The following is a 22,332-nucleotide window of genomic DNA, read 5'->3' as shown; positions in this document are numbered from 1 at the left end:
TTCCACCACTAACGGAATCCTAGCCGGCTGCGCAGGATCAATGGCCATCTCATTCTGGCAGCTCGGGAACTGGAAGGCCGAGCGGCGTTCCCGCCGGCAATCGTCATCGGCAGCCAGAGCGTCAAGATCACCGAACGCGGTGGAAATCGGGGGCTTCGATCCCGGGAAGAGGATCGAGGGCCGCAAGCGCCACATCGTCACCGATACGCTCGGTCTGACGGTCGGGCTTGTCGTGCACGGTGCCGACGTCCAGGATCGCCCTGTCCTCGTCTCGATCCGCGATCGCTCTCTTGAGCTATGCCATATCGACGCCAATGGCGCATAGGCCAGCGACGCGTTGAAGGGGCGGCTGCGCAAGATAGATCGGCGGACGATCCGGATGAACAAGCGCTCCGATCGAGCCATGGGCTACGAGGTTCTGCCGCGTCGATGGGCTGTGGTGCGAAGCTTGACCTGGCCGCTGCGGCAGGCTGGCCAGGGACTTCGAGAAGACCATCGCAAGCGCCGAGGCCCGGATCCTCGTCGCCAACCTTCGTCCCCCCACCCGGAGGCTTGCAAGATATTGCCAGGCTTCATGGAGTTTTGAGTTGGGGTCTGAGAAACCACGACCGAAGCAGGTCGGATCGCTGTCCATCGTCCTCTGTTGACGCAGCTCGGCGTTACGCAGCCGCGGCCTATCCCGCGCGGAAGACGTCGCCGATAGCCGCCGGAAAGGCCGGACGATCCCAGGCGATCCCCAAGCATCAGGATCGGGAGAAGAAGGGCCGGGCCGGATCGGCAGTGCTTTTCATCCGCACTGTCGTTCCCGACGTCGACCCCGCTTTCACTGCGTTTGACGCCTCGACCCGAACCGAACATCTCTCGACGGCGCCGGGCCGGAAACGGCCGAAGCGGTCTCTTATCGTTTACTGCGCGCCGTCGCTCGACGGAGCGCCGTCGCTTGCGCCCTCGTTTGGCTCGGCCTCGGGATCAGACTCGTCCGCTTCGGGATCGACCACCGGATCGGGCCCCTTCACCACCGCGCCGTTGACCGAGACCGAACCGTCGGCGGCAGCGTCCACCACCCACTCCCAGTCCCCATCCGTGGTCTTGCGGCCCAGCCCCTGCGCCATCTGAATCATGCCGACGACCTGATGCAGATCGGGCTCCTGCTCGGCGGCGCGTTGCAGGCTGCTGATCGTGTTCTCGAGACCTTCCGCGCGCACGTTCAGCGTGGCGGCCGGCTTCATGTCCACGAAATTCATCTCGCCCGACAGATGCAGGTTGAAATCGGTGGCGCTCAACGTGCTCGGCTTCAGAGCGATCTTGATGCGCGCTGGGTCGAACGACTGGATGATCCGGGCCTTCACGTCTTCCGACAGGGGCTCGTCGGCGGCGAAGTCGGCATTTCGAATGGCGAGGTCGGCTGGCGTCTTCAGATCGACGCCGGAGACGGACAGGCCGAGCGCGGCCTCCTTGGGCACGAAGCGGGCGGCCCAGGGCGGCAGGAACGGGCCGTCGATTGACAGGCCTTTGAGGGCAAAGTCCGTGTCGAGCCCGGCATTCTCGGCAATGCCCGTCATATGCGTCACCTGCCGCGCCTCGCCGACCCGCAGGGCTCCGAACGAGGACTGGAATCCGGCGTCGCGTGTGCTCACGGTGACATCGAGCGAGGACCAGAACGGCATGAGCTTCAGCAACGCCGCGCGCAGTTCCTTCCCGAAGGGACCTGCGAGCGTCGCCTTTTGATCCACCGCGAAGGCCGGCATGTTTCGGAGCACGAGGACGTAGAGATCGCGCGCCTCGACATTGCGCCCGTCCTTGACCGAGGCGATGGTTTCCAATTCGCTGGCCTTGACGCCGATGTTGATCAGGAGCGACTTGGCCAGAGCCTCTGTCTCGGAATGCTCGCTCCCGTCTTCACCCTCCGCCGGCGGGGGCGCCTTGAAGCTGACCGTCTGAGCATAGTCGGTGAACGTCTGTCGGAAATCGATATCGACCCCGCCCGCCTGCCCCGGCCGCGCGCTCGTCGTCAGCTTGGTGTTCGCGACCGTCGTGCTGGAGTCGCTCAGCGCTTCGTTCTGGAGGCTGACGGTGTCGCGCGCAAAACCCTCGGCCGTGCGATAGGCGAAGAGGCTCGGCGCAAAGACGCCCTTGAACTTCTGCTCGCCCTGCGAGTAGGCGAAGCTCTGAAGCGTGTCGGCGATGGTGGTGTCGAACTTCCAAGCGATCGGGTCGCCGGTGAAGACGTTCCAGTCGCCGTCCGCGCGCGGGCTGACGAGGAGGGAGATGGGCGCGACCTTCACATCGATGCCCAGATCGGCCTTGAGGAAGGGCGCAGCGTCCAGAGTCACGCGTTGGCCCATCGGATCGGGCTCGACGCGCAGGATGCCCTTCTTGAAGGGAACGTCCGTGACATAGGCGGCCAGCGCCGCGCGAAGCGCCGCCGCCTCCTGCGCGGTGCCGGCGGGTGCCGGCTCGGGAACAAGGTCCTCGGCATAGGCGGGCAGGGCGAGGCCGGCGACCAGGGCAGTCGTCGTGAGAAGACGGCGAACCATCGGAAATCCTATGTCTCTGAGAAGGCTGCGGGTTGGAAAGCTTGGGGTCTTGACCGGGATGGGCGGCTGTGCGGCAGGCGGCGAAACCATCATTGGGCCGGCCGATGGACGATCATCTTGCCGAGCGACATGTGAAGCATGGGCACACCGTCGACCTCAGCGACATCGACCTCGTTGGCCGTCACCATGCCCTGGATCGACTGGTCCTCGCCTTGCAAATACGCGGGGCCTTCGCGCTCACGCAGATCGCCTTCCGGCGTGTCTCGGGTTTGCCCGAAGACCCCGTCCATGCTGGCCTTGAGGGAGCGATCGCTGGCGTCCGGCAGCGTCCCATGCTGGCTGCGATAGGCAACGAGGCGGAGATCGTTCCGCCCCTCCAAATAGAACGGATCGCGGTCCTGAGCGAAGACCTGCGCGATCGGCACGAGAATGAACAACGCCAACAAAACCCGCAAACGCATGTCCTTATGTTTTCACATGTGCTCCACGATCCAGCCAATCGCCTGCCCGGCTCGCCGGAGCGCAAGCCGTCAGGGTTTACGGAACCGATGCCGCCCATGCAGGAAGACATGGACGCTCCCTCGCGGATCGCCGAGCGGGAGATGTCGCGAACAGGACATCTGTATCGCCAACCCGGCTTTGGCGCGTCAAGTCGCCCGACTGGAATAATTTCGTTTAACGGGGCTCGGTTCGAGAAAATTTTCCATGATCTCGCCGCCTTCACGCCTTATCGAAGCAGGTATTTCGGAGTTTTCCCGGTGCAAGCTCGCGCCGAAATCGAATGTCATCTTATCGTATTGTCTTGCCCAACCTCCACAAGGCCTTGCCCCTGCTTGGATTTTGCAAAGCGCCACCCAGCGACACCAGCATCCTTGCTGCAACTCGCTCGATATTGTCGGGCGATAAACGATCTCGTGCTCGGGGCTTCATCCTTTCCTAACCGCGTTGCGCTTAAAACGGACGGTTGGTAGCCGAGGGTTACTTCAGGACTGTTTGCCCCTTCCTTCACGACATGCATTGCGGACCCTCCGGCGAGGCGAACCCGATCTGATTCTCGGGGGTGACCCGGATCGCTGGACATGCGGGCGGAACGCGGGTCGTGTTCGCCTCGCCAAAATGGTCGACATGCCCTGTCCGAACGAGAGACGACTATCGACGGGTTCCGCCCCCCGCGTTTCTGCGCGCCGTAACTTCCCTTCGCAGACAGCCGCGAGGACCGACGGCGCGTTGGTGGGGTCTCCCTGGGAGCTGGCCGATCCGCAGCTATCGGCTCTTTGCCGGCAGAAGGGAACGGAGGGGATTATCTACGAAGGCGACGGCAGCCAACCCCGTCGAGCGGATGGTGGAAGGCGCCGGCGAGACGCTGGCGGACTATCGCAGATCCTTTGACGAGAAGGCCAGGCCGTTCGAAGCCGCGCACCATCTCGCGTCGCACGCCCAAAGGGTTGACATCCAGGATGGCCCCGTCGAGAGGCCCTTCCCTGGCAACGATGCTCCACGCGGCGAGAGGCGTGGGTACGGGGCCGAGCACGGTGGCGCCCGAACTCTCGAAATAACGGGCCATATCGTCGGCCACGAGGAACTCGTCCTCCACGATCAGAACCGTCTTGCCCGCCATGTCGATGAATGGCGCGGGCTTGCCTCGCGACAGCTGGCTCATCGTATGTCCCTTCCATTGCCGGCGTGAAGCGGCAGGTCGATCGTGCAGCGCACGCCGTCCGGTCGAAGCTCGTAGGTCGTGATGGCACCCAGCTGGTAGGGCAGCGCCTTCTCGATCAGCGTGCGCCCATAGCCGCTGCCCTGCGCCTCAGCGCCGTCCTCCGGCATATCCGCCACGCCTGTTTCGCTCCATTCGACATGGAGACGATCCGGCGCGGCCTGGCTGCGATGAACGCGCCAGGTCACATTGAGCCGGCCCGCTCCACCCGACAGCGCGCCGTATTTGACGGCGTTGGTGGTCAGCTCGTGGATGGCGAGGGCGAAGGTCTGCACGCTTGCGGAGCGCAGGCAAACGCCCTCGGGTCCAGCCAGCAGGATATGGTCGGACAGGCCGTCTTCGGCGAATCCGCGCGCCTCGAGTTCCGTGCGAAGCAGGATGTCGAACGTCACCCGCTCGCCGCTGTCGAGCCGGGACAGGAGACTGTTGATGCGGGCCAGCGCCGCCAGCCGAGAACGGAACCGGGCGAGAAAATCCGGCAGGCCGTTCGAGCCGTCGGCCGTGCGGTCCGCGATCGCGCGGACCACGCCGATGAGGTTGCGCGCCCGGTGCTGGAGTTCGGCCATGAGAACCTGTTGGCGCTCCCGAAGCTGGCGCATGTCGTCGATGGCGGTGGATGTGCCGAGCCATTCCACGATCTGCCCCGCTTCGTCCCGCACCGGAAGAGCGCGCGTCTGAAACCAGCGATACCGCCCCTCTCCGGCATGGAAGAGACGCGTTTCCATATCGAGATGCGAGGAGCCATCGGCCCGCTCCCAGCCGGCCAGGGCTCGGCTGCGATCCTCGGGATGCAGCGCATCCAGCCAGCCGTAACCTTGGCTTTGCGCAAGGGTCTGGCCCGTGACGTCGCACCATTGCGGGCTCGCCCATGTCCACTGGCCGGAATCGAGAGACCGCCAGACGAGCTGGGGGATACCCTCGATCACCGTCCAGAGCCGCCGTTGGTTCTGGCGAAGCTGCTCCGCCATTTCCCGGTGCTCGGTCACGTCCTGGCTAATGCCGCCGACATGGGTGATCTCGCCGGCGGGGCTGCGAATCGGAAAGCCTCTGTCCTGAATCCAGCGGATGCGCCCGTCGTCGAAGCGCCGGATGCGATAGACGATCTGGATATGGTCGCCGGCGAGCGCGCCCGGCAGCGCGGCGAGAGCCCGCTTCCGATCCTCGGGATGGATCGATGCGACCCAGCGCGAGAGATCGTCGAGAACGATCTCGCGGCGCTCGCCCCAGATGCGTTCGAAGGCCGGGCTGAGATAGACGAGCCGGCGCGTCCGCGCGTCGACGATCCAGAGCGGGTCGGTCGAGTTTTCGGCGAAGGAGCGGAAGCGCTCCTCGCTGGCTTGCAGCCGGGTCGCCGCCGCCTCCTCCTTCAGGCGCAGCAACTCGGCCTGCGCCGTCTTCCAGTCGCTGATCTCCTTCGTCGTCGTGGCGACGCCGTCGCCCAGCTTCACGACCGACTGGTAGAACCATCCGTCGAACTGCTCGTGGACATAGTGGCGCTCGGCCTGCTCGGGCCGGCCCGTTTGCGTCACGCGTTTGAAGGCGTCGAAAATTCCTTCAACCACGACGCCGGGATTGCGCGTCAGCAGGCTTTCGCCGCGCACTTCCCCGTAGCGGCTCTCGGACGTATGATTGTTGAGCACCCAGCGAAAATCGATGATCTCGCCCGCCTCGTCACGCATCGCCTCGAAGACCTGGATCATGTCGGTCGAGGCATCCAGAGTGCCCTGAAGGAGATCGCGACCGGCTTTCAATTCGGCTGTCGCCTCCTGGATGCGCTGTTCCAGGTCTGTGCGGTGCCGCTCCTCGCCCGCTCGCAGGACCGCATCGGCTCGCTTGCGTGCGTCGATGTTGATGTTCATGCCAGCCCATTTCGCGATGCGCCCTTTCGCGTCGAGCACGGGGGCCGCGCGGACATTGGTCCAGCGCCAGCCGCCATCGGGGGACCGCAGGCGAAATTCGGCATCCACCAGCCCCCGCGCATCCATCGCCGCCCGCCATTGTCGCTCGGCATAGGCGCGGTCGTGGGGATGGATCGCGTCGAGCCAACCATAGCCGAGCCATTCGTCGAGGCTCTGGCCCGTATAGGCGCGCCAGCTCGGACTGTCGGCCACGACCACACCCGCAGCGTCGGTTTCCCAGACCGCCTGCGCCCAGCTCCCGATCAAAAGGCGGTGCCGTGCTTCGCTCTCGCGCAGGGCGGTCTGCACGTGAAACCGATCCGTCGTCTCGATCAGCGTTTGAAGCGCGCCGACGATCCGGCCGGATTCGTCCGGAACCGGCGACCAGTCGGTGTCGAACAGGCGCTCTTCAACCTGCCCGTCCGATTCTTCGAGTCGAACGGGAAAGTCGGTGAGCCGCGTCGCCTGCCCGGCCTGGGTGATCTTCAGCAAGGGGGCCAGCGCCGTGTCGTAGACGTCCGACCAGCCCTCCCTCGCCGGGCGCCCCAGCAGGGCGGGATGCCGGGTTCGAACAATGGTGACATAGGCGTCGTTGTAGATCTGGACATGCTCGGGGCCCCAGAGGAGCGTCGTGGGGCGAGGCATGGCGAGCACCATGTCGAGCGCCGTCCGAAGGCTCTGCGGCCAGGTCTCGATCGCTCCGAGCGGCGTCTGCGCCCAGTCGTGAGCCCGCACGCGCCGGGCCATCTCGCTTTCCCCGGCGGGCCAAATTCCCTGAGCCGATGACGTGTCCACGGCGCCTCTCTCGCTGCCCCATCGCGGGTCACACAAGCTTAGGCACCCGCGTGCGCTCCTAGGCAATGGCTGGCTGCTTAGCCGAGACCATCACACGAGCGGCCGGGCACGCCAAGCGCTTCGAAAGAGGCCGGTGTTCGCCCGGCAGCGCCGCTGAAAAGCGGCTCGCGTCACCGCGTCACAGCCCGCCGCGCGAGGGGGGGGCGTCGCGGCGGGCTGGCGATGGACGTGCTCGCCGGGACCAAGCACGCCACCACCGCCGCGCTTGACGGCGTAGGACCGCGCGTCCGCCCGATGCATCAGATCGTCGAGGCTCACCTGCGACAGCAGTCCGGTCGTATAGCCGAGGCTAAGCCCGACCGTGACCGGCCGGACGACCCCGATGTCGCAGGGGCGCGTCAGCTGGCGATGGATGCGCTCGGCCAGACGCCGCACCGCCTCCTGGTCGTTCACGCCGATCTGCGCCAGCACGAACTCGTCGCCGCCGGTGCGCGCGACGATCGTGGCTTCGGGAACGCTCGACTGGACGCGCGCGGCGAGGATCGCCAGGAGCCGATCGCCCGCCTGATGCCCGAATGCGTCGTTCACCGCCTTGAACCCGTCGAGGTCGAAAGCGTAAACGGCGATCGCAAGGCACCCTCCCTGCGGCAGCGCGGCCAGAGCGTCGCGCAGCCCGAGTCGGTTCAGAAGGCCGGTCAGCGGATCGCGCCGGGCCAGCGCGGCCAGTTGAAGCCGCAGGGCGACGCCATCGCGCGCCGTTTGATAGACATAGCCCACGCTTTGAGTGCCGGCGGCGGTGAAAACGGCAAAAACAAACGCGACCATCAGATGCGAAGGCGTACCCAGAGAGGCGATGGCGAGCGTGTTGGGAAGGCCCAAGCTCAGGATCGCGGCGCCGGCAATGCGGGGGCGGATCGACACACGGGCGATCAGGCCCGCGCTGTAGCCGAACCACAGGCACACGGGGGCGAGGTGAAGCACCGGATCGGGCAGAGAATAGATCGCGACCGAAAACAGGCTGACGGCCAGACTGACCGCAATCGTGGAAACGCCGTGGAGCGTTTCATGCCGACGAACCTTATCGAGAGACGCATGGCGATAGGCGAGGCGGTGACGCTGGTGGTCCAAGACCATCGCGATCTTGACCAGCGCTGCCGCAACTCCGCCGGCCATCGCGACCAGGACGAAGACGCTGGGATGGGTCCAGAAGCCGTAGGTGCCGGTCCCGACCAGCAAGACGCACAAGATCACCATGGGCACGACATTGCCCGCAAGACCATCCACCAGTTCCCGGTATACGTCTTCGGGCTCGTCCCGTCGTTCGATCTTAAGCACCACCACCTCGTTGCCACACCGCCGACAGGGGCTGAATGCCCCGGACACAATCGTCTGAGGTTGCATGGGCCAGGGTCTTTCGCAGCGCGGTGTCAGACGAGCGACTCAATGCCCCCGGCCGTGCTCAACACGGGACCCGTATTCCCTATGTTTAGCCGGGTACTATCAAAGGCGACTTAATCGCGCTGGACCAACACGACGCGAATGCACACGCGCAGGACGTGCCCGGCGGGAAAGCGCGTCACTTGCGGTTTCGAGCCCGGGCTTGGTGCCAAGATCGACGCCGCGCGAAGGGCCACGATCTCTCCCGAGGCAAGGCGAGACATGCCTAGCATTTGCGAGCTGCCGTTCATGAGGTGCAAACCAAGCGATCGGGTTTCGTTCGCAGTCCGTGCAAGAATCGAGCATGGAACTTTTCGCGATAGCTTTTATCGAACGCCCAAAGCACCCCTCCCGGAACAATCCTTCCATGCGTCTCACCATCAAAGCTCGTCTCGCTCTCAGTTTCGGCCTGATCCTCGTTTCAACCTGTGGTATTGATGTGCTGAGCATCGGAACCCTGTCCGGCGCGCCGGCGGAGGGCAGTGGCGCCATGCAGCTCTGGCTGGTCGCGGGTATCGCCTTGGTGACGCTTCTAGGCGCGGCGCTGGCAAGCTGGATCATTCTGTCGCTCACGAGCGGCCTGCGCCAGCTCACCGAAAACATGGACCGGATCGCCAGCGGCGACCTGTCCCACCGCATCGTCCATGGGCGGCGCGACGAGCTGGGCGATATCCTGACGCGCCTGTGCCAGACGCGGCTTCGTCTGGCGGGAACGGTGCACGCGGTGCAGGGCGCGGCGATGCAGGTGGCGTCCGGCTCGCAGCAAGCCTGCGCGACGGCGCAGAAGCTGTCTTCCGGTTCGACCGAACAGGCGGCCGCCAGCGAGCAGGCCTCGGCCGCGATCGAAGAGATGAGCGCCAATGTGCGTCAGACTGCCGGAAACGCCTCGACCACAGAGACGATCGCGGCGCGGGCCGCCGAAGATGCCGGCACCACGGGCGAGGCGGTGGCGCAGTCCACCAAGGCCATGCGCGAGATCGCCGGGAAGATCGCTCTCGTGCAGGAAATCGCCCGTCAGACCGACCTTCTCGCCCTGAACGCGGCCATCGAGGCGGCCCGGGCCGGGCAGCATGGCAGGGGTTTTGCGGTGGTCGCCTCGGAGGTCAGGAAGCTGGCCGAGCGCTCTCAGGTGACGGCATCCGAAATCGGAGCGCTGTCGTCGCGCACGCTGATCGTCGCGGAAGATGCGGGCGCGCGCCTGGACAAGCTGGTGCCCGACATCCGGCGCACGGCGGAACTCGTGTCGGAAATCTCGGCGGCCTGCCGCGAGCAGTCGGTCGGCATCGATCAGATCAACCAGGCGATCGGCCAGCTGGATCAGGTGACGCAGGCCAATGCCGGCGCGGCCGGCGAGATGGCGGCCACCGCCGAGCAATTGTCGTCGGAAGCGGCGCGGCTGGAAGACCGCATGGCGATCTTCCATGTCAACGAAGGCGAAGCGCGCGTGATCCTGGCGGGCGTCGAAGCCGGCCAGAGCGGGAACCAGCTCCAGGCCCTGGCCGAAAGATACGTGGCGGAGCAGCAGGCCGCCGAGGCCTCCCGCCAGCCAGCCCCTTCGCCCGAGACATGGCGCGCGGCGGCCTGAAAGCGGTCGAGCCGGCGACGTTTGGACAGCCTGTCAATCGTGGGCCGCGCGTATCGGACGCGTCTACAGCGAACCTCATCAGCCGGCACGTCCCGCGCTCAACCCTTTCGGGGCCGAGGGCGGGACGTTCCATTTGTCGGCGAGACCCGAGGCGGCTCAGTCTTCAGCGCGCTTCAGCAGCGACAGCGCCTCTTCGTCGCTCAGGCGCTCGGGCCGCTCGCAGCGCGACGCCACGGCGACGCCGCGCTCCTCATCCGCCGAGCGCAGGATGGCGAGCATCACGTCGAGAACGTGAAACGCCCATTCGCCGTTGACGCGCGCTTGGCGACCGCTCTCGATCGCCCGCGCCATCTCGGCGAGGCCCAGACCGCGATAATTGGCGTAGAGCGGCTTGGCGAAGGGGTAGTTCGCCTGTCCGAAGAAGCGGTCGGCCGTGTCGCTGGAGGTCCACTCGTCGCGGTTTTCCGCCCGCTCGATCCGCCCGCCGAAGAAGTTGGGGTCGGGCACGCGTAGCGAGGCGGCCTCGCCATGCAGTTCGATCGGCAGGTGGGCGTGTTTCCAGACGTCCCAGCTGGCGAGCAGCGTCACCTGCGCGCCGCTTTCGAAGGAGAGGACGGCGTGAACCGTGGTCGGCACCTCCACCTCGATCCGCTGGCCGACATTCGGCCCCTCGGCCGTCACCACGCGCTCGGGCAGGCCGACGCGCCCGACCGCCGTGACCTTGGCGACGGACCCGAGCAACGTCACCAGCGCGCCGACATAGTAAGGCCCCATGTCGAGGATCGGGCCGCCGCCCGGCTTGAAGTAGAAGGCGGGCGCGGGATGCCAGTGCTCCATGCCGCGCGACATGATGGTGGCGACGCCCGAGATGACCCGGCCCGTCGTGCCGTCGTCGATCAGGCGGCGGCAATCCTGCAAGCCGGGGCCAAGGATCGTGTCGGGCGCTGAGCCGACCTGGAGCCCCTTCTCGCGGGCAAGCGCGACGATGGCGCGCCCGTCCTCCAGCGAGGTCGCGAGCGGCTTTTCGGTATAGACATGCTTGCCGCTGCCCAGCGCGCGCAGCGAGACGCCGGCATGGGCGTCCGGATTGGTGAGGTTGAGGACGATGTCCAACTCGTCGCTGGCATAGAGCTCGTCCAGCGACAGGGCGCGCAGCCCGTACTGAGAAGCACGCGCCTCGGCCGCTTCGGTCCGCATGTCGGCGCAGGCGGTGAAGCGAATGTCGCGGAAGAGCGCGGCATTGCGCAGGTAGATGTCGGAAATGACCCCGCATCCGACGAGGCCGATACGCTGCACCATGGGGTCAGTTCCCGTTTTCGAAGCGCTGGAAGGCGCGGATGGTGGTGCGGGCGAAACGCCCGAAATCGCTGGGATTGTCGTGTTCGGCGACCATCAGGTCCGCGCCCGCCGCCTTGCCGTCCTGCCAGAGCGCGGCCCAATCGAGCGTGCCTTCGCCCACATCCGCCCAGCCGTCCTCATCCGTCTTGGTGCCGGCGGGCGCGATGTCCTTGACATGGAGCGCGGCGACGCGGCCGGCATAGCGGCGCAGCCATGCGGCCGGGTCCTCGCCGCCGCGCACGACCCAGGCGAGATCGGCCTCCCATTCGATCGCGGGGTCGGCGTCCAGAATATGGTCGAGCGGCCGCCCGCCGCCTTCCACCATGCGCAATTCGAAATCGTGATTGTGCCAGGCCGTGCGCAGCCCCTCGCCCTTCAGCCGGCGCGCGACCGCGCCGACCCGCGCGCCGAACGCCTTCCAGCCTTCGGCGTCCGAGGGCCTGCTATCGGGCAGGAGATAGGGCAGAACGACGATCTCGTTGCCGAGCGTGCGCGCGATCTCAACAGTGCGGTCGAACTCGCCCTCCAGGAGATCGACACTGAAATGGCCGCTGCGGGCCGTCAACCCGTTCTCGTCCAGTATGGCTTTGAGCGCCGGCACATCGTCGTAAAGCCCGCGAAAGCACTCGACATCCTGATAGCCGAGGGCGGCGAGATCGCGCAGCTGATCGGCCAGCGGTGGCGCGTTGCGGGCGGAGTAGAGCTGCATGGAGAGGGTTGTCATCGGGACACTCCTTGGGACATCGGGATGGGAAAATCGGGCCGCACCGAGCCGGCCCCGCGCCGAAGGGGCGCGGGCGTCGAGCGTGGATCAGGTGTGAGAGGGGCGGCGCTCTAGAGCCGCGCGCCGTCCGGGCCGAAGAGCGAGGCGCGTGGCAGGTCGATCAGGAAGGGCAGCGGATCGCCGACGCGGGGGCTGTTCGACCCGTCCGTGCGGATGGCGATGGGCTGGCCGCCGAGCCGGGTCCAGAGAAGCGTGTCCGCCCCCATGGGCTCGACCACCTCGACCGCCCCCATGGCGGGCACGAGGCCAGGGCCGGGCTCCGAGCCCAAACGAAGATGCTCGGGGCGAAGGCCGAGGCTCGCCTCGCCCGAGGGCGCGGCGCCGCCGGCAAACTCATATCCGGCCAGGGGAATGGCCTGATCGCCGGTGCGGAAGGCACCATTCTCCAGCCGGCCTTCGAGGAAGTTCATGCCGGGCGAGCCGATGAAACCCGCGACGAAGCGGTTCACCGGCTTCTGATAGACCTCGATCGGGCCGCCGAGTTGCTGGATCACGCCGCCCTTCATGACGACGATCCGGTCGGCCAGGGTCAGCGCCTCGATCTGATCATGCGTGACATAGATCATCGTATTGCCGAGGCTCTGATGCAGGCGCTTGATCTCGACGCGCAGTTCGGCGCGCAGCTTGGCGTCGAGATTGGAGAGGGGCTCGTCGAACAGGAAGACATCGACCTCGCGCACCAAGGCCCGGCCGATGGCGACGCGCTGGCGCTGGCCGCCGGACAGCTCGGCCGGCTTGCGCTTGAGATAGGGCTCCAGTTGCAGCATCTTGGCCGCCCGTGCCACGCGCTGGGCGATCTCGGCCTTGGACGTGCCGTTCATGCGCAGGCCGAAGGACAGATTGTCCTCCACGCTCATGCGCGGATAGAGCGCGTAGGACTGGAACACCATGCCGATGCCCCGGTCCTTCGGCTCGGCCCAGGTGACGTTGCGGCCCGAAATCCAGATCTGCCCGTCCGTGATGTCGAGAAGCCCGGCGATGGCGTTGAGCAGCGTGGACTTGCCGCAACCGGACGGCCCGAGCAGCACGAGGAATTCGCCCTGGCGCACTTCGAGGTCGAGCTTGTCGATGGCCCGGAGCGAGCCGTAATAAATGTCGAGTTCGCGAACCGCGACGCTCGGCGCCTTGATCGTGGACATCATCATCCCTTCACGCTCCCCGCTGCGATGCCCCGAACGAACCAGCGGCCGGACAGGAGATAGACGACGAGCGGCACGAGGGCCGTGAGGATCGTCGCCGCCATGTTGACGTTGTAGAGCTTCTCGCCCTGGGCCGAATTGACGATATTGTTGAGCTGCACCGTCATCGGCAGGTTCTCCCGGCCGGCGAAGACGAGGCCGAGGATGAAGTCGTTCCAGATGCCGGTGACCTGAAGGATCACGGCGACCACCAGCATGGGCGTGGACATGGGCAGCATCACGTGGAGAAAGATGCGCCAGAAGCCGCCCCCGTCGATGCGCGCCGCCTTGAACAGCTCGGCCGGCAGCCCCGCATAGAAATTGCGGAACAGGAGCGTCATCACCGGCAGGCCGAAAATGACGTGGACGAGCACGATGCCCGGCAGCGAGCCATAGATGCCGATGGCCGAGAACAGGCGCACCAGCGGATAGATGAAGACCTGATAGGGAATGAAGGCCCCGAGCAGCAGCACGACGAACAGAACGTTCGCCCCACGCACCCGCCAGAGCGAGAGCGCATAGCCCGTGACCGAGCCCAGCGCGATCGAGGCGACGACCGAGGGAATGAGGATCTTCACCGAGTTCAGGAACCCGGCCTGGATGCCCGAACAGTCGAGCCCGGTGCAGGCGCTGGACCAGGCGGTGACCCAGGCCTGAAAGCTCGGGTCGGACGGCCAGGCGAAGATATTGGCGAGGCGCACCTCGTCCATCGTCTTCAGCGAAGTGACCACCATGATGTAGAGCGGCAGAAGGAAGAAGGCCGCCGCGATGCTCAAGAAGGCGTAGAGGCCGAGGCGGCCGGCGGTGAGACGCCGGGGCCGCGCGCCGCGATGGCTGGCCGCGCGGTCGAGCGTGACGGGCGAAAGCGTGTCGAGCGTGGTCATCAGGCGCCTCCCCGCTCTTTGCGGAAATATTCGGCATAGATCCAGGGCGTGAGAACGCAGAGGACCGTGACGAGAAGGACGGTCGAGGCGGCCGCCGCCAAGCCGATATTCTGGCGCTCGAACAGGTAGTCCATCACATATTTGGCAGGCACCGCCGTCGCGGTGCCCGGCCCGCCATTGGTGAGCGCCACCACGAGATCGTAGACCTTCACCACCGCGATCGAGAGCAGCACGACCGACGTGATGATCATGGGCTTAAGCAGCGGCAGGACGATGGAGGTATAGACCCGCCAGGGCGGAATGCCGTCCACCCGCGCTGCCTTCCAGAGGTCTTCGTCGACACCCCGCAGGCCCGCCAGCATCAGCGCCATGACGAGGCCCGCCGACTGCCAGACGCCGGCGATCACCACGGCATAGATCGCCATGTCGCGCCGAACCACCCAGTCGAAGCGGAAGCTCGTCCAGCCGAGCGCCTGAACCGCCTCTTGAATGCCGAGCGTCGGGTTCATCATCCATTGCCAGACGAGGCCGGTGACGATGAAGGACATGGCGTGCGGATAAAGGAAGATGGTGCGAAGCCCGTCTTCGCCGCGCACCCGCTGGTCGATCGCGACCGCGAGCAGAAAGCCGAGCGCGAGGCAGAAGCCGATGAACAGGACGCCGAACAGCGCCATGTTCTGGAGCGAGACGAGCCAGCGCGGATCGCCGAACAGGCGCTCATATTGCTGGGTGCCGACGAATGTGTTGACCGGCAGGAGCCGGGAATTGGTCAGGGACATCCAGACCGTCCAGCCCATCGTCCCGACATAGGCGAGAAGGACGATGAGGATGGTGGGGGACAGCGCGACCGCCGGAGCGGCCGAGCGCCGAATGCGCATCGCCATGGGCGGGCCTCCTTTTTTCGAGCGTTCAGGCAGGGGGGAGCCGCGCGGCGCGCAGCCCCGCCCCTTGGCTTACTGAGCGGCGCCGATCACGGAGGCGAAGTCGGCGGCGAAGTCCTCGTCGGTCGCGGACGGGTCGTTGAAATAGGAGGTGATCGTGTCCTGCAGGGCGCCGACCGTGTCGGCGGAGACGAGGAAGTTGATCGAGGGGATCTGGTTGGCCTTGTCCTTCACGAGCGCCGCGCCGTGCTGCGCGCAGGCATCCATTTTCGACACGTCCACATCGGTGCGAACCGGGATCGAGCCCTTCTTCTCGTTGAAGGCGATCTGCGTGGCGGGGTCGAGCAGCGTCTTGGCAAGAAGCTCTTGCGCCTCAGTCGCCGCCGCCGCGCCCGTCTGCTTGGGAAAGACGAAGACATCGCCGCCCATGAGATAGGCGTCCTGGCCCGGCAGAAGCGCGCATCCCGCTTCCTTGCCCGGCGTCATGCCGGCCGCGATGAAGTCGCCCTTGGCCCAGTCGCCCATGATCTGGACGCCCGCTTGGCCGGTGATCACCATGTTGGTCGCGTCGTTCCAGTTGCGCCCCGGCGCGCCGGCATCGACATAATCGCGCATCCGGTGGAAGGTGCGGGCGACACGCTTGAAATCGTCCGACTGGACGGCCGCTTCGTCCTTGTCGCGATAGACCTTCAGGAACAGGTCCTTGCCGCCTTCGCCGAGCAACACCGCGTCGAACACCAGCGCTTCCTGCCAAGGCTGGCCGCCCCAGGCGATGGGCGTGAGGCCGGCCGCCTTCAGCTTGTCCATGTCGGCGAAGAATTCGTCGAAGCTCTTGGGTGCTTGACTGATGCCGGCCTTCTCGAAGGTCTCGGTCTTGTAGAACATCCAGTTATGGCCGTGAATATTCACCGGCACGGCGTAGAACTTCCCCTCGCGCGAGGCGGCGTCCGCGATCGGGCCGGGCATCACGTCGCGCCATTTCTCGCGCATGGCCACCGCGTCGAGATCCACCAGGAGCCCCTGCCCCACGAGATCGTCGAACTGCCGGCCGGTGTTGAACTGCGAGGAGGTGGGCGGATTGCCGCCGACGATGCGGTTGATGGCGGCGGCGCGCAGGTTCTGCCCGCCCGCAATGGCCGCGTCCACCCAGGTGCCGCCCGCTTGTTGGTAGGCATCGGCGAAGACGCGCACGCCGGCCGCCTCGCCGCCCGAGGTCCACCAGTGCATGACTTCGGCCCGCAAAGGCTCCTGCGCCTGAGCACCCGACAAGAGCGCGCAAGACATCGTGGCGCCCCAAAGGGCACCTCGCATCAGTTTCAACATGGACTCTCCTCCCAGAGACGGCTTTGTTCGACTGATGTAATCGATTACAATCGCAATGCTACTCGACAGTGTAATCGGTTACAAGCATCGTCTCGGGAAATTCGATTTTGCGGAGCAGCATGACTTTGGACGTGAAAGACAATCGCACGGCACGGATCGGCGACGTGGCGCGCGAGGCGGGCGTTTCGACGGCCACCGTCAGCCGCGCGCTCGCGAACCCCGAACAGGTCCGCCCGGAACTGCGCGCGCGCGTTCGGGCCGCCGTCGCCAAGCTCGGCTATACGCCCAACGCGGCCGCGCGCCAGCTGCGCGTCAAGCGCAGCCGCACCGTGCTCGTGGTCACGCGCAAGCGCTGGAGCGCGCCGTTCTTCGCCGAAGTGCTGCGCGGGCTCGACGCCGAGTTGTCCGCAGCCGGCTATGCCATGGTGCTTGCCAATATGGACAGCGAGGGTCAGGACCGCAGCCGGCAACTCGTGGACATGATGTTCTCGGGCACGATCGACGGCGCGGTGTTCCTGTCGGATTTCGTGGCCGTGGCCGACGGGCGCTCGGTGTTCGACGCCGGCCTGCCGCTCGTCTCGCTCTGCGCCGCCATGGAGGGCACGCACGCGGTCCTGACCGACGAGGACGTCTGCATGGAGCGAGCGCTGCATCAGCTCTTCGCGCTCGGCCACCGCGACATTCTCTATCTTCCGGGGCCGGCCGAGAATTACAACGAGATCGTGCGCTGGGGCGCCCTCGCGCGCGCCTTCGAGGCGGCGGGTCCGGGCCTCGGCCTGACGCGGGCCGGGGGCGGCGACTTCTCGCTCGACTACGGCGCGGCGGCCGCGCGCGCCTTTCTCGCGGGTGATCGGCGCGCCACCGCCGTAATGGCCGTGTCGGATGAAAGCGCGATCGGCTTTCTCAACACGGTTCAGGACGCGGGAATCCGCGTGCCGGACGATCTGTCCGTGCTCGGCTTCGACGGCATCGAATTCGCCGATTTCTGCCGCCCGGCCCTCTCCACCATCCGCCAGCCGCGTTTCGAATTGGGGCGCACCGGCGCGCGCGTCCTGCTCTCGGCCATCGACGCCGACGCGCCGCCGGCCCCGACCCGCCACGTCCTTCCCAATATCCTGGACCTGCGCGGCTCCACCGGCCCCGCTCCTCGGCGTCTTGAGGCGTCGTGACGGGACGCGGACGCGTTCGGGGGCGGCCGCAGGGCGACGGTGCGGACAATCCGACGAATGACGCCCCGCGCCGCGTCAGGGTGCGATCGTGATGGCGAAGAGTGTCACGGGCGTCTCGGCGGAGTGGATCGCGAGGGTCGGCAGAGCCCCCTCACCCATCAAGCTGTCATGGGCGGCGAGCGAAACGGACTCGCCGGATGCTTCGATCCGGCAAGAGCCGGTGGCAAGCAAGAGCCACCATCGCGCGGGTCGGGGCGGCAGATGGAGGCTTTGGCCCGCATCAAGGGCAAGCCGCTCGACCTGATGCCGGAGCACGCGGCGCCGGGTCATGACGTTGAGATCGGTGATCGGTCCTCCGGTGAGCGCAGCCTGTGTCGGCGCGTCGGCGGGGAAACTCAGAGGCGGGCTCGCCAGCGTCAGAAGCACCTCGCCCTGCCCCTCGATCGCGAGGCGCATCCCCTCGCCCTCCAGAAGCGCCAGCGTCCGGTCAATCCCCTCGAAACACGAGAAGGGGCCATCGGCGGCGACATGGGCCATGGACACGCGCCAGTCGAAGTCGGACAGATCAGCGCCCGGCGGATGCACGAAGACCTCCACCGTTTCGCCGCCGCCGTTCTTCCAGGCCATGCGCTTGTGCTCGGCGCTTTTGAGAACGCGCATCGTTCGCCTCGACGAGTCATGGAACGGAAGGGGAAGCCCGCCCGGCGACGGGAGGGCTTCTGCGGATCACGCGTGGGAGCGCGGCAACCGGGCGGATGCGGCGATCATGCCCGCCGCCCCCACCCGTGAACGCTCAGTTGCCGAGAATACCCGGCAGGCGCAGGCCCTTTTCGCGGGCGCAGTCGAGGGCGATGTCGTAGCCCGCGTCCGCATGGCGCATGACGCCCGTGCCGGGGTCGTTCCAGAGAACGCGCTCCAGCCGGCGCGCCGCGTCGTCCGTGCCGTCGGCGCAGATCACCATGCCCGAGTGCTGGCTGAAGCCCATGCCGACGCCGCCGCCATGGTGGAGCGACACCCAGGTCGCGCCCGACGCGGTGTTGAGAAGCGCATTGAGGAGCGGCCAGTCGGAGACGGCGTCCGAGCCGTCCTTCATTGCTTCCGTTTCGCGGTTGGGCGAGGCGACCGAGCCCGAATCCAGATGGTCGCGGCCGATCACGACCGGGGCCTTCAGCTCGCCGTTCCGAACCATCTCGTTGAAGGCGAGGCCGAGCTTGTGACGATCGCCGAGGCCCACCCAGCAGATGCGCGCCGGCAGGCCTTGGAAGGCGATGCGCTCGCGCGCCATGTCGAGCCAGCGGTGGAGATGGTGATTGTCCGGCAGAAGCTCCTTCACCTTGGCGTCGGTCTTGTAGATGTCCTCCGGGTCGCCCGAGAGCGCCGCCCAGCGGAACGGGCCGACGCCCCGGCAGAAGAGCGGGCGGATATAGGCCGGCACGAAGCCGGGGAAGTCGAAGGCGTTCTCCAGCCCCTCGTCCTTGGCGACCTGACGGATGTTGTTGCCATAGTCGAGCGTCGGCACGCCCGCGTGGTGGAAGGCGAGCATGGCTTCGACATGGGTGCGCATGGAGGCGCGCGCCGCCCGCTCCACCGCCTTCGGGTTGCTCTCCCGCTTGGCGCGCCATTCGCCCATGGTCCAGCCCGCCGGCAGATAGCCGTTGATTGGGTCGTGCGCCGAGGTCTGGTCGGTCACGATGTCGGGGCGGATGCCGCGCTTCACCATCTCGGGCAGGATCTCGGCGGCATTGCCGAGCAGCCCCACCGATTTGGCCTCGCCCGCCGCCGTCCAGCGCTCGATCAGCGCCATGGCCTCGTCCAGCGTCTCGGCCTTCTCGTCGAGATAGCGGGTGCGCAGGCGGAACTCGATCGAGTCCGGATTGCATTCGATGGCAAGGCAGGACGCGCCGGCCATGACCGCGGCCAGCGGCTGCGCGCCGCCCATGCCGCCCAAGCCCCCGGTCAGCACCCACTTGCCCTTGAGGCTTCCGTCATAATGTTGGCGACCGGCCTCCACGAAGGTCTCGTAGGTGCCCTGCACGATGCCCTGCGTGCCGATATAGATCCAGGAGCCGGCGGTCATCTGGCCGTACATGGCCAGGCCCCGCTTATCCAGCTCGTTGAAATGGTCCCAGGTCGCCCAGTGCGGCACGAGGTTGGAATTGGCGATGATGACGCGCGGCGCGTCCTTGTGCGTGCGGAAGACGCCGACCGGTTTGCCCGATTGGACCAGCAGCGTCTCGTCTTCGGTCAGGCTGCGCAGCGTCGAGACGATCCGGTCGAAATCGTCCCAGGTGCGGGCGGCGCGGCCGATGCCGCCATAGACCACCAGCTCGTGCGGGTTCTCGGCCACGTCCGGGTCGAGATTGTTCATGAGCATCCGCAGCGGGGCTTCGGTAAGCCAGCTCTTGGCCGAAAGCTCCGTCCCGGTGGCGGCGCGCACGGTGCGCGCGTTGTGGCGCGGGTTGGCGTTCGACATGGCGTTCAACCTTTCAAACCGGCGCCGAGCGCCTCGATGCGGGTGAGAAGCGTGGAAAGGACCGCGCGCAGCGGCTGGGCGCGCGCCTCGTCATAGGCGAAGGGCGGGCCCTCGGCGGCGAGATGGGTCGCTTGGGCGAGTTCCATCTGGATCGCGTGAACCCGATCGGCGGGCCGACCGTAATGGCGCGTCGTCCAGCCGCCCTTGAAGCGGCCGTTGAGGATGGAGGTATAGCTTGTCGCCGCCGCGCAGGTCTCGGCCGCCACGCGCTCGATCTCGGGCGCGCAGGTCGCGCCATTGTCCGTGCCGATGTTGAAATCGGGCAAGCGACCTTCGAACAGGAAGGGGATGGTGGAGCGGATCGAATGGCAGTCGTAGAGAATGGCGAAGCCGTGCAGCGCCTTCACGCGCGCGATCTCGCCCGCCAGCGCCTCGTGATAAGGCTTGTGAAACGCGTCCCGCCGCCGGGCGATCTCGGCCTCGTCCGGCTCCTCGCCCTCGCGCCAGATCGGCACGCCGTCAAAATCGGTCAGCGGGACGAGCCCGGTCGTGTTCTGGCCGGGATACAGGCTCGCGCCCGACGGGTCACGATTGGCGTCGATCACATAGCGATGGAACGTGGCGCGAACGGTCGTGGCACCCGGCAAGAGCCCGTCATAGAGGCGCTCGATATGCCAGTCCGTGTCGGCGAGAAGCCGGCCGTTCTCGTTCAGCCGCGCGAAAATGTCGGCGGGAACCTCGGTGCCGGTATGGGGCAGACCGAGAATGACGGGCGATGGGCCCTGATGAATCTCGACGAGGCTCAAGCGGACATCCTTTCCGGTTTTAAGACCTGAGTCCCTTTGAAGACGCTCATGTGAAGCGGGTTGAAGCCGATGCGGTAGACCAGTTCCGCCGGGCTCCCGACGTTCCAGACCGCGAGATCGGCCGACTTGCCGGCCTCGATGGTCCCCGTCTCGGCCAGAAGCCCAAGCGCCCGAGCGGCCTCGCGCGTCGTGCCGGCGAGGCATTCCTCGACCGTCAGGCGGAACAGGGTCGCGCCCATGTTCATGGTGAGAAGCAGCGAGGTCAGCGGCGAGGTGCCAGGGTTGCAGTCGGTGGCAAGCGCCATGTGCGTGCCGGCGCGGCGGAAAAGGTCGATCGGCGGCGTCACGGTCTCGCGAATGAAGTAGTAAGCGCCGGGCAGGAGCACGGCGACCGTACCGCTGGCGGCCATCGCCGCCGCGTCCTGATCCGTCGCATATTCCAGATGATCGGCCGACAGGGCTCCGTAGCGGGCGGCCATCGCCGCGCCGCCGGCATGGGACAGCTGCTCGGCATGGAGCTTCACCGGCAGGCCGAGCGCGCGCGCGGCCTCGAAGACCTCGGCCATCTCCTCGGCCGAGAAGGCGATGCCCTCGCAGAACCCGTCCACCGCATCCACCAGCCCGCGCCGATGCGCCTCGTGAAGGCCGGGGATCGCGACCTCCCGGAGATAGTCGGCCTTGCGATCCTTATATTCCGGCGGCAGCGCATGGGCGGCGAGCCAGCTGGTGCGCACGCGCACCGGGCGCAAGGTTTCGAGCCGGCGCGCGGCCTCCAGCATCCGGCATTCCGCCTCGATCTCCAGCCCGTAGCCGGACTTGGTCTCGACCGTCGAAACACCCTCGGCTAACAGCGCATCCAGCCGGGGCAATGCCGTCTCGGCCAGCGCCTCAGTGGACAGCGCGCGCGTCGCCGCCAGCGACGACACGATGCCCCCGCCCGCCCGCGCGATCTCCTCGTAGCTCGCGCCCGCCAGCCGCATCTCGAACTCGCGTGCGCGGTTGCCGCCATGAACAAGATGCGTGTGGCAGTCGATCAGCGCCGGTGTGACCCAGCGCCCCCCCAAATCGATGACATCAGCGCCCTCGTGAGCCGGCAGCCCGGCGCGCGGCCCGGCATAGGCGATGCGCCCGTTCTCGATCAGCACCGCGCCGTCTTCCACGAAGCCGAGCCCGGCGGAACCTTCCGCCAGAGTCGCAAGGCGCGCATTGGTCAAGACTTGGCTCATCGCAGCTCTCCTGAAAGGGCGGAATGGACTATGAGCGCGCCGGTCATCGCAGCCGCCGCAGCGTGCGCAGAAAGGCGGCGTCGATCGCCTCGTCGGCGGCATGGCGGCGCTCGGTGATGGCGAAGCGCCCGCCGACCACGACATCGCGCACGACATCGGCGGCGGCAAAGAGCCAGCGGTCGAGGATGGTGTCGCCCTCCTCCCCGTCCATCGCGGCCGCGATGAAGGGATGGCCGCCGTCCAGCACGACGAAATCGGCGGGCGCGCCAACGCAGAGCCCGTGTTCGGCCAGACCGCAGGC

General features: G+C 66.8%; 17 protein-coding genes and 2 pseudogenes. 3 read left to right on the top strand and 16 right to left on the bottom strand.

The genetic code is table 11. The features are described from left to right. Nucleotides 1–33 precede the first annotated feature (33 nt). A pseudogene (locus AUL36_RS24545) lies at nucleotides 34–563 on the top strand (transposase); the annotation flags it as partial. A gap of 342 nt (nucleotides 564–905) precedes the next feature. Here AUL36_RS24545 and AUL36_RS05325 read toward each other — a convergent pair. The 5 genes from AUL36_RS05325 to AUL36_RS24815 all read right to left on the bottom strand — a co-directional run bounded on the left by AUL36_RS05325 (nucleotide 906) and on the right by AUL36_RS24815 (nucleotide 8,282). After that, on the bottom strand, nucleotides 906–2,537 hold the full coding sequence (locus AUL36_RS05325; protein ID WP_062218735.1) for a hypothetical protein: 1,632 nt from the start codon (nucleotides 2,535–2,537) through the stop codon (nucleotides 906–908). A gap of 89 nt (nucleotides 2,538–2,626) precedes the next feature. Then, on the bottom strand, nucleotides 2,627–2,998 hold the full coding sequence (locus AUL36_RS05320; RefSeq protein ID WP_062218734.1) for a hypothetical protein: 372 nt from the start codon (nucleotides 2,996–2,998) through the stop codon (nucleotides 2,627–2,629). An 839-nt stretch (nucleotides 2,999–3,837) separates the two neighbouring features. Beyond that, the gene (locus AUL36_RS05315) at nucleotides 3,838–4,197 is read right to left on the bottom strand and encodes a response regulator (RefSeq protein WP_062218733.1); all 360 of its coding nucleotides are present in this window, start codon (nucleotides 4,195–4,197) and stop codon (nucleotides 3,838–3,840) included. Continuing rightward, the gene (locus AUL36_RS05310) at nucleotides 4,194–6,899 is read right to left on the bottom strand and encodes a PAS domain-containing protein (protein WP_062218731.1); all 2,706 of its coding nucleotides are present in this window, start codon (nucleotides 6,897–6,899) and stop codon (nucleotides 4,194–4,196) included. Before AUL36_RS05310 ends, AUL36_RS05315 begins: the two co-directional genes overlap by 4 nt. Nucleotides 6,900–7,037: 138 nt before the next feature. After that, complete coding sequence (locus tag AUL36_RS24815) at nucleotides 7,038–8,282, bottom strand: GGDEF domain-containing protein (RefSeq protein WP_280137978.1); 1,245 nt, start codon at nucleotides 8,280–8,282, stop codon at nucleotides 7,038–7,040. Between the two features lie 469 nt (nucleotides 8,283–8,751). On the opposite strand from AUL36_RS24815, the gene AUL36_RS05300 reads away from it, so the two are divergent. After that, nucleotides 8,752–9,969, top strand: a complete 1,218-nt coding sequence (locus AUL36_RS05300; RefSeq protein WP_062218727.1) for a methyl-accepting chemotaxis protein — start codon at nucleotides 8,752–8,754, stop codon at nucleotides 9,967–9,969. 156 nt (nucleotides 9,970–10,125) lie between these two features. Here AUL36_RS05300 and AUL36_RS05295 read toward each other — a convergent pair whose 3' ends face one another. The 6 genes from AUL36_RS05295 to AUL36_RS05270 form a co-directional block, all read right to left on the bottom strand. Then, nucleotides 10,126–11,268 carry a Gfo/Idh/MocA family protein gene (locus tag AUL36_RS05295; protein WP_062218725.1) on the bottom strand — a complete coding sequence of 381 codons (1,143 nt, stop codon included), beginning with the start codon at nucleotides 11,266–11,268 and terminating at the stop codon, nucleotides 10,126–10,128. 4 nt (nucleotides 11,269–11,272) lie between these two features. Next, entirely contained in the window at nucleotides 11,273–12,031 is a 759-nt protein-coding gene (locus AUL36_RS05290) for a sugar phosphate isomerase/epimerase family protein (protein WP_062218723.1), read from the bottom strand. A gap of 110 nt (nucleotides 12,032–12,141) precedes the next feature. After that, on the bottom strand, nucleotides 12,142–13,230 hold the full coding sequence (locus AUL36_RS05285) for an ABC transporter ATP-binding protein (protein ID WP_062218736.1): 1,089 nt from the start codon (nucleotides 13,228–13,230) through the stop codon (nucleotides 12,142–12,144). 2 nt (nucleotides 13,231–13,232) lie between these two features. Next, nucleotides 13,233–14,153 carry a carbohydrate ABC transporter permease gene (locus tag AUL36_RS05280; RefSeq protein ID WP_062218721.1) on the bottom strand — a complete coding sequence of 307 codons (921 nt, stop codon included), beginning with the start codon at nucleotides 14,151–14,153 and terminating at the stop codon, nucleotides 13,233–13,235. Further along, a complete protein-coding gene (locus AUL36_RS05275; RefSeq protein ID WP_062218719.1) occupies nucleotides 14,153–15,037 on the bottom strand; it encodes a carbohydrate ABC transporter permease in 885 nt (294 codons plus the stop codon). Before AUL36_RS05275 ends, AUL36_RS05280 begins: the two co-directional genes overlap by 1 nt. 69 nt (nucleotides 15,038–15,106) lie before the next feature. Beyond that, on the bottom strand, nucleotides 15,107–16,357 hold the full coding sequence (locus tag AUL36_RS05270) for an ABC transporter substrate-binding protein (RefSeq protein WP_062218717.1): 1,251 nt from the start codon (nucleotides 16,355–16,357) through the stop codon (nucleotides 15,107–15,109). A gap of 119 nt (nucleotides 16,358–16,476) precedes the next feature. Between AUL36_RS05270 and AUL36_RS05265 the strand changes: the two genes are divergently transcribed. Continuing rightward, nucleotides 16,477–17,526, top strand: a complete 1,050-nt coding sequence (locus tag AUL36_RS05265; RefSeq protein WP_082655596.1) for a LacI family DNA-binding transcriptional regulator — start codon at nucleotides 16,477–16,479, stop codon at nucleotides 17,524–17,526. 75 nt (nucleotides 17,527–17,601) lie between these two features. On the opposite strand, the gene AUL36_RS05260 is transcribed toward AUL36_RS05265, so the two are convergent. From AUL36_RS05260 to AUL36_RS24145, 5 genes and pseudogenes are all read right to left on the bottom strand, one after another. Further along, entirely contained in the window at nucleotides 17,602–18,186 is a 585-nt protein-coding gene (locus tag AUL36_RS05260; protein WP_062218714.1) for a HutD/Ves family protein, read from the bottom strand. A gap of 133 nt (nucleotides 18,187–18,319) precedes the next feature. After that, complete coding sequence (gene hutU / locus AUL36_RS05255; protein WP_062218712.1) at nucleotides 18,320–19,999, bottom strand: urocanate hydratase; 1,680 nt, start codon at nucleotides 19,997–19,999, stop codon at nucleotides 18,320–18,322. 5 nt (nucleotides 20,000–20,004) lie between these two features. Beyond that, nucleotides 20,005–20,805 (bottom strand): N-formylglutamate deformylase, encoded by an 801-nt coding sequence (hutG, locus tag AUL36_RS05250; protein WP_062218710.1) that lies wholly within the window; start codon nucleotides 20,803–20,805, stop codon nucleotides 20,005–20,007. After that, a complete protein-coding gene (gene hutI / locus AUL36_RS05245; RefSeq protein ID WP_062218708.1) occupies nucleotides 20,802–22,031 on the bottom strand; it encodes an imidazolonepropionase in 1,230 nt (409 codons plus the stop codon). The genes hutG and hutI overlap by 4 nt, the downstream gene beginning before the upstream one ends. 43 nt (nucleotides 22,032–22,074) lie before the next feature. Further along, nucleotides 22,075–22,332, bottom strand: a pseudogene (locus AUL36_RS24145) (formimidoylglutamate deiminase); the annotation flags it as partial.

The sequence above is a fragment of the Aureimonas sp. D3 genome (assembly GCF_001463805.1).
In the GTDB taxonomy this organism is placed as follows: Bacteria; Pseudomonadota; Alphaproteobacteria; order Rhizobiales; family Rhizobiaceae; genus Aureimonas; species Aureimonas ureilytica_A.
The sequence above is the reverse complement of the archived record's forward strand: the minus strand, read 5'-3'. Positions and strand labels throughout refer to the sequence as shown.